8 protein-coding genes are annotated in these 5,604 nt (G+C 67.9%); 4 read left to right on the forward strand and 4 right to left on the reverse strand.

The features are described from left to right. The coding region (locus tag VIB55_RS25355) for a hypothetical protein (RefSeq protein ID WP_331879491.1) at positions 1-423 on the reverse strand (423 nt) is incomplete at its 3' end. Positions 424-516: 93 nt separating this feature from the next. Here VIB55_RS25355 and VIB55_RS25360 point away from each other — a divergent pair. Continuing rightward, a complete protein-coding gene (locus VIB55_RS25360; RefSeq protein ID WP_331879492.1) occupies positions 517-777 on the forward strand; it encodes a hypothetical protein in 261 nt (86 codons plus the stop codon). An 8-nt stretch (positions 778-785) separates the two neighbouring features. Here VIB55_RS25360 and VIB55_RS25365 read toward each other — a convergent pair whose 3' ends face one another. Beyond that, complete coding sequence (locus VIB55_RS25365) at positions 786-2,069, reverse strand: tetratricopeptide repeat protein (protein ID WP_331879493.1); 1,284 nt, start codon at positions 2,067-2,069, stop codon at positions 786-788. Positions 2,070-2,305: 236 nt separating this feature from the next. Here VIB55_RS25365 and VIB55_RS25370 point away from each other — a divergent pair, with 236 nt between their 5' ends. The 3 genes from VIB55_RS25370 (at position 2,306) to VIB55_RS25380 (ending at position 4,167) form a co-directional block, all read left to right on the forward strand. Further along, positions 2,306-2,779, forward strand: a complete 474-nt coding sequence (locus VIB55_RS25370; RefSeq protein WP_331879494.1) for a hypothetical protein — start codon at positions 2,306-2,308, stop codon at positions 2,777-2,779. A 279-nt stretch (positions 2,780-3,058) separates the two neighbouring features. Beyond that, entirely contained in the window at positions 3,059-3,586 is a 528-nt protein-coding gene (locus VIB55_RS25375) for a restriction endonuclease (protein WP_331879495.1), read from the forward strand. Then, the gene (locus tag VIB55_RS25380) at positions 3,583-4,167 is read left to right on the forward strand and encodes a hypothetical protein (protein ID WP_331879496.1); all 585 of its coding nucleotides are present in this window, start codon (positions 3,583-3,585) and stop codon (positions 4,165-4,167) included. The genes VIB55_RS25375 and VIB55_RS25380 overlap by 4 nt, the downstream gene beginning before the upstream one ends. Here VIB55_RS25380 and VIB55_RS25385 read toward each other — a convergent pair. Next, positions 4,139-4,585, reverse strand: coding sequence for an MOSC domain-containing protein (locus VIB55_RS25385; RefSeq protein WP_331879497.1), 447 nt, complete (start codon positions 4,583-4,585; stop codon positions 4,139-4,141). The two genes, VIB55_RS25380 and VIB55_RS25385, sit on opposite strands and share 29 nt — an antisense overlap. A gap of 9 nt (positions 4,586-4,594) precedes the next feature. Further along, positions 4,595-5,604 (reverse strand): gamma-glutamyltransferase (locus VIB55_RS25390; RefSeq protein WP_331879498.1); only part of this gene is annotated, 1,010 nt, incomplete at its 5' end.

Below are 5,604 nucleotides of genomic sequence, written 5' to 3' on the forward strand. Positions count from 1 at the left end.
CCTGCGCTTGAACGGCCGCGCGTGCGCCTGCCACAGCACGTGCCGCAGCACGCCGGGCGTGCGGAACGGCCCCAGCGGCGCCACCTCCGACACCCCCCAGTCCAGCAGCATCTGCACGTCGCCCGCTACTTCCGGGCTCAGGTCCATCACCGCCAGCACCGGCACCGACGGGAACCGCTTCAGCAGGTCGCGCACGAGCGGCAGGCGCACTCCGCTGGGTTCGCCCGCGTACGGATCCACCACCACGTTGCTCGAGGGTGACGCGCTGCGCAGCGCGTCGTCGAGCTCGTCCCACCCGGGCTCCACGACGTCGTAGCGCGGTGGCACGTTCGTGAACAGGCTCCGCAGGGAAGGCTCCATCACCATCAACAGCAAACGCTTGCGGGAGATGCTGCGCGCATCTGGCGGAACAGGGGCGGTCATCTGCGCACGACGGCTCGTTGACTAGTGGTCAAAGTGGACGACAGAATAGGCGCCACGTGCCTCACTCACCCACCCAGTTCAGGAGCTTTACCCATGAAGTCCATGCGTCTCATGGCCGCCGCCGCATTCCTGGTGCTCGCCGCCTGCTCGTCGTCCGCCACCGAGCCCGCCACCCCCCGCGCCGACCGCCCCCGCTTCGACGGCGGGAACTCTCTGGGCTCGGGAAACGCCACGGGTGAAAACGGCGGCGGCATGATGGGATCGGGGAACGACGGATCCACGACCACCACCTCGTCTGACTCCACCGGGGCGGTCGATGGCCGGGGAGGCAACGGGATGGGATCGGGCAACTAGCTCCGCCCTCACGACATCGCCGTAGCTCCACCCGCGTGCAGGGACGCCAGGAGGTCGGCTGCCACCGTATCGGTTTTCGCGGACCGATGCGGTTCGGCAGGTCGTAACGACTGCGGTGCCACGCGTGCCCGCACCGCCTCCAGCGCCCTCTCCGCTCTGACCAGCACGTCGGCTTCTCCAACCTCGCCCGCCACGTCCATGGCCTGTTTCAGCGCTCCCTCCGACAGGTCCCACTCAGCCAGGGCGCTTGCGCCCAACGCCGCCTCCAGCATCGCGGGGGCGGCGGTCCGGGCAACGAAGGGAATTGCGGCGAGTTCCCACAGCTCCAGCCACGCGCGCCCAAATGCTTCGCGATGACCGATCTCGCCGGCTGCCCTCGCGAGGGCGCCCGCCACGCGAATCCGATCCTCCGGATCTTCGAAAAAGTCGAGGAGGTCCTTGAGTAGCGAGAACGCGCGGCGAGGATGGCCGCGCATGAGCCAGAGAGTGGCTACATCATGCGCCAGGGCAGGAAGGCGGTGGTGTCCCGTCTGGTAGATGCAGAACGCCTGCATCGCAAGTGGCTCAGCGCGGTCCAGGTCGCCGGCCCACATGTGCACGACGCAGAGATCGTGAAGGACTTCGCCCTGCCGTTCGCGCAGCCGGTGCTTTCTCGCGACTCGCAGTGCGTCGCGCAGCATGCGCAGCGACGCCGGGTAGTTGCCCTGCTTAAGGAAGAGGTTTCCCAGGCTGTTCAGCCCCATCGTCTGCGCTTCCCAGTCCCCGCTGGCGGCGGCCACCCGAACGCATCGGCGGATCCACTGCTCCGCTTCGCGCAGGCGGCCACGCTTGCGAAGAAGCCGCCCGACCGTCCATGCGTAGCGCGGGTGCTCGGGCCAGGCGAGCGCGGCGGCTTCGGCAAAGGCCAGCGCCGTGGACCATGCCTCGCGCGTGAGCGCCCAGTCGGTCACGCAGAGGCACGCACGCGCGATGGGCTCCGGCGTGGGATCGCCGGCCAGCTCGCCCACCAGCACGGCCAGCGGATAGCGCAGCTCCGGCTCCCAAGACGCGACCAGCATCTCGCACTCCCAGGCCCGCATGGCCTCGGCGTCGAAGAGGGCGGGGCGCGCCTCGGGCGTTTCGGCGGCCCACATGAGCACGCCGCGAAGCGTCTGCCACACCGCAAGCGACACTTCCGCGCCCAGCTCGCGGACGATTTCCGCGCCTGCCACCTCGCCGCCGGGAATGCTCAGCGGGCCCGTGAACTCGGCGGTGCGCGGGTGCCCGCCGGGGCGGGCGGCGTTTGGCTTCATCGGGCGCTCCTGGCTGGGTGCTTGCAAACGTGGACGGCGGAACCGCGCCGCGGCGCCCGCGCATCATCTTTCCCGGCCCATTTTAAGCCTGGCGCAAACCGCCGTCTACAAGCGTACAGGACCGCCCCCCATGTGCCACCGACCGCACAAACTCGGCACTTGTGCAGTTCAAGTGGACGAAGTAGACTAATGCTGTTTCGTCTACTTTGTCCACCAAAAGCGCGGGGGAAAGAACGATGTCCGTCCGGCCGCAGCCGTCCATCGACCGGCTACGCAACGCGATTGTCCTGCGGGTGCAGGCCACCTCGCTGCGTGCGGTGGCGCGGCAGGTGGGAATGAGCCCCAGCGGGCTCGACAAGTTCCTGTCCGGCGGCACGCCGTACACCAAGAGCCGGCGCAAGCTTTTCGACTGGCTTCACCGCGAGCGCCACAACCTGCATTCCGACCTTACCGCCGATGGCATCGCGGCGGCGCTGGGTGCCCTGGTGCGCGACCTTGCTCCCGACCGGCGCGAAGAGGCGCTGCACACGCTGCTGGGCACCCTGCGCGACGTCTACGGCGCGCAGCCCGACACCGCGCCGCCCTGGCTGGCGCAGCTTGCCAGCATGGCCGAGGACGGCACCGCCTTCCACGAAGACGACGTGCCCCGCGCGCGGCTGTCGCTGGAAGACGACGACGCCGGGCACGCTGCCGCGGTGGGAGGGGCCTGAAGCACCACGAAACACAAAAAAGCAGCCACAGGCCGCACCCCGCTGCGATCCCGGCTGCACCGCGTTCTAATTGCCAGGCAGGGTGTGACGTCAGCTGGAAAGCCAGGTGCGGAGATCGTCTGTTTTGCGCGTTGACGGCGGATAAGTGGCGGGCCTAACCCGTTGCCGCCACAGCTGGTACGAGTTTTTGGGCGGGGCTTCCGGAGTGTGAGGTTCGTGCGTAGCTTGGGTCCAGTTGCCACACTGGACCACGAACCCTCAGCCGGCCACCGCCGCGCGATGAGCGAACCGAACCCGAATTCCGGCTGGCCGGAGCTTCGCCAGCTCTGGTCCGACATCCTTAACCGCCGCGCAACGGCGTGGCCCCCGGGCCGGGCCTTGGAGCAGCTGGTCATTCGCGCGTTCGAACTCGACGGTGCCGTCATCCGGCGGCCGTTCAACGTGCGGCTGGAGGGCAGCCCGATCGAGCAGCTGGACGGCGCTGTCTATGCCGCGGGCTTGCACTGCATCGTGGAGTGCAAGGACAGGCGCGAGCCGCTGAGAGCGGATGCGATCGCCAAGCTCCGGAATCAGCTGCTGAGGCGCCCCGCGGGAACGGTTGGCCTCCTCTTCAGCCGAAGCGGATATCACGAAGCGGCGAAGGTGCTCGCCCGTTACTCGGCACAGCAGCCGATCCTGCTGTGGCACAAGGAGGAGATCGATGCCATGCTGGAACGGGAGGATCCCTGCGCAATGCTGCAGCTGAAATATCGGAAGTGCGTAGAGGAGGGAAAGCCGGAGTCAAACTTGATCGAGGTGGGCCCATGAAAGTGTTCATCGCGGTGTACAAGCCGTGCGGGGCGCCGATCATTCGGCGGGTGCTGGGCCTCTGCTCTCCCGACGAGGTATACGTGTATGGTGTACGCGAGCGCTCATCCGTGCCATCGGCGGAAGACGTGGCGGTCAGCAAGCACAACGCGCGCGTGATCTGCGTGGTGGATGCCGACTCCAACAACCCCGACATCGCTTACGGCATCCAGTCAGACCTCTGGTTCCTGATCTCGTTTCCGCCGTTCGTCACCATGCACATGGCGATGCCCGAACTGACCGCCGTCCTGTTCCACAGCCCCGAGCACTTGGCGGAGATCCTGGGCGTAGAGGTGACGCAGGAAGACCTGATCCGGGCAGAGTACGTTCCTGGCGAGATTCTCGATGCGCTGATCGAGCGAAGCTCACGGGTGCATAGCCTAGACGAACTGGTCGAGCAGATCGGGGATGAGTACGCCAGCCGAATGCGCGAGTACCCGCTGATGCGCGAAATTGCCTGCTCGCTGGAGCGCGCCCTCGCCGCACCACCGGTTCAGGAGGTGATGGACTACCTCACGGGAGCGGCCCTGCTTCCCACGTGACCGTGTCGCCCACGCGGATCTCGCCGTCGTCCAGCACCTCGGCGAAGGCGCCGCCGCCCCAGTCCGGTCGCATGGCGTCCTGAAGTCCGGGGAGCACCTCGTCCATCCGCTCGCACGGCTTCGTTTCGCCCGCGATCCGCACGCGGCACCCGCCGATGCGCAGGATGCGGCCGCGCGTGTTCCGAAGGCGGATGCCCCGCAGCATCAGGTTGGCGCGCCGGCGCCAGGGCGGGGCGTCGCCGCCCAGGCGCGTCATCAGCTCGTCCCACACCTCCTGCTCGATCAGTGTCACCTGGCGGCGGCGCCCCTGGTCGGCGTTGCCCACCAAGCCGCGCCCGGCCACCAGCGTGCCCGCATCCACCGCGTCCATGGGCCCGCGCTTGGCCCGCTTGATCCAGATCGCCGCCAGTTCACCCATCGATTGCCCCTACCACGCGATCCCGTAGTCTTCGCCGTGGTGGCTGCTGCCACCCCAGAACGTGCCGTGCTGCCGGTCGAACCAGATGGCGTTGATGGGGCCGGAGGTGCGCTCCTCGAACGTCAGCTCGTAGCCCATGCGCCGGAGGTCGCTCCGCACCCAGGCGGGCATCGACTCCGCCAGCAGAATGCGCCCCGGCTGCGTCTCGTGCCCACCGAAGGAGCTGCGCATCTGGAAGCTGTTGATGTTGGGCGCCTCCGCCGCTTCCTGCACGTTCATCCCGAATTCCACCACGTTCAGAAAGAACTGCAGGAGGTTCTGGTCCTGTGAGTCGCCGCCCTGCACGGCGAACGACAGGAACGGCTTGCCGTCCTTGAGCGCCATCGTGGGCGTCAGCGTCACGCGCGGCCGCTGGCCCGGACGCAGCACGTTGAACGGGTTCTCGGCCGCGTCCAGCACGAAGCTCTGCAGCCGCTGGCTGAGGCCCACGCCCGTGCGCCCCGCGATTACCGCCGGAACCCATCCGCCGCTGGGGGTGATGGAAACCACCCACCCCTCCGCGTCCGCCGTTTCCACCGACGTCGTCCCCGAATAGAAGCTCTGCTCGAACGTAAGCCCGGCCCGCGGCGGGGCCGAGACGCTGTCGCTGCGGGCCCGGTTCCAGTTGCGAAGCAGAGCGGTAAACGGATTCGTCTGCCCCTGGAACGGGTACGGGTCGCCGGGGGCGATCGCGGGATCGTTGCGATCCGGGTTGATCAGCGCGGCGCGCCGGCGGGCGTATTCGTCGGAGAGCAGGCCGCGGATGGGCTCTTCGGGCGCGAAGTACGGGTCGCCGTAGTAGAAGTCGCGGTCGGCGAAGGCCAGGCTCATCGCCTGGTAGATCGTGTGGATGTACTTCGGCGAGTTGTAGCCCATCGCCTTGATTTCGGCGTTCTCCAGAATGTTGAGCGCCTGAAGCATGACCGGCCCCTGCTGCCAGACCGGGAGCTTGTAGACGGTGATGCCCTTGTAGCCGGTGC

It is taken from the genome of Longimicrobium sp. (assembly GCF_036554565.1).
GTDB lineage: Bacteria > Gemmatimonadota > Gemmatimonadetes > Longimicrobiales > Longimicrobiaceae > Longimicrobium.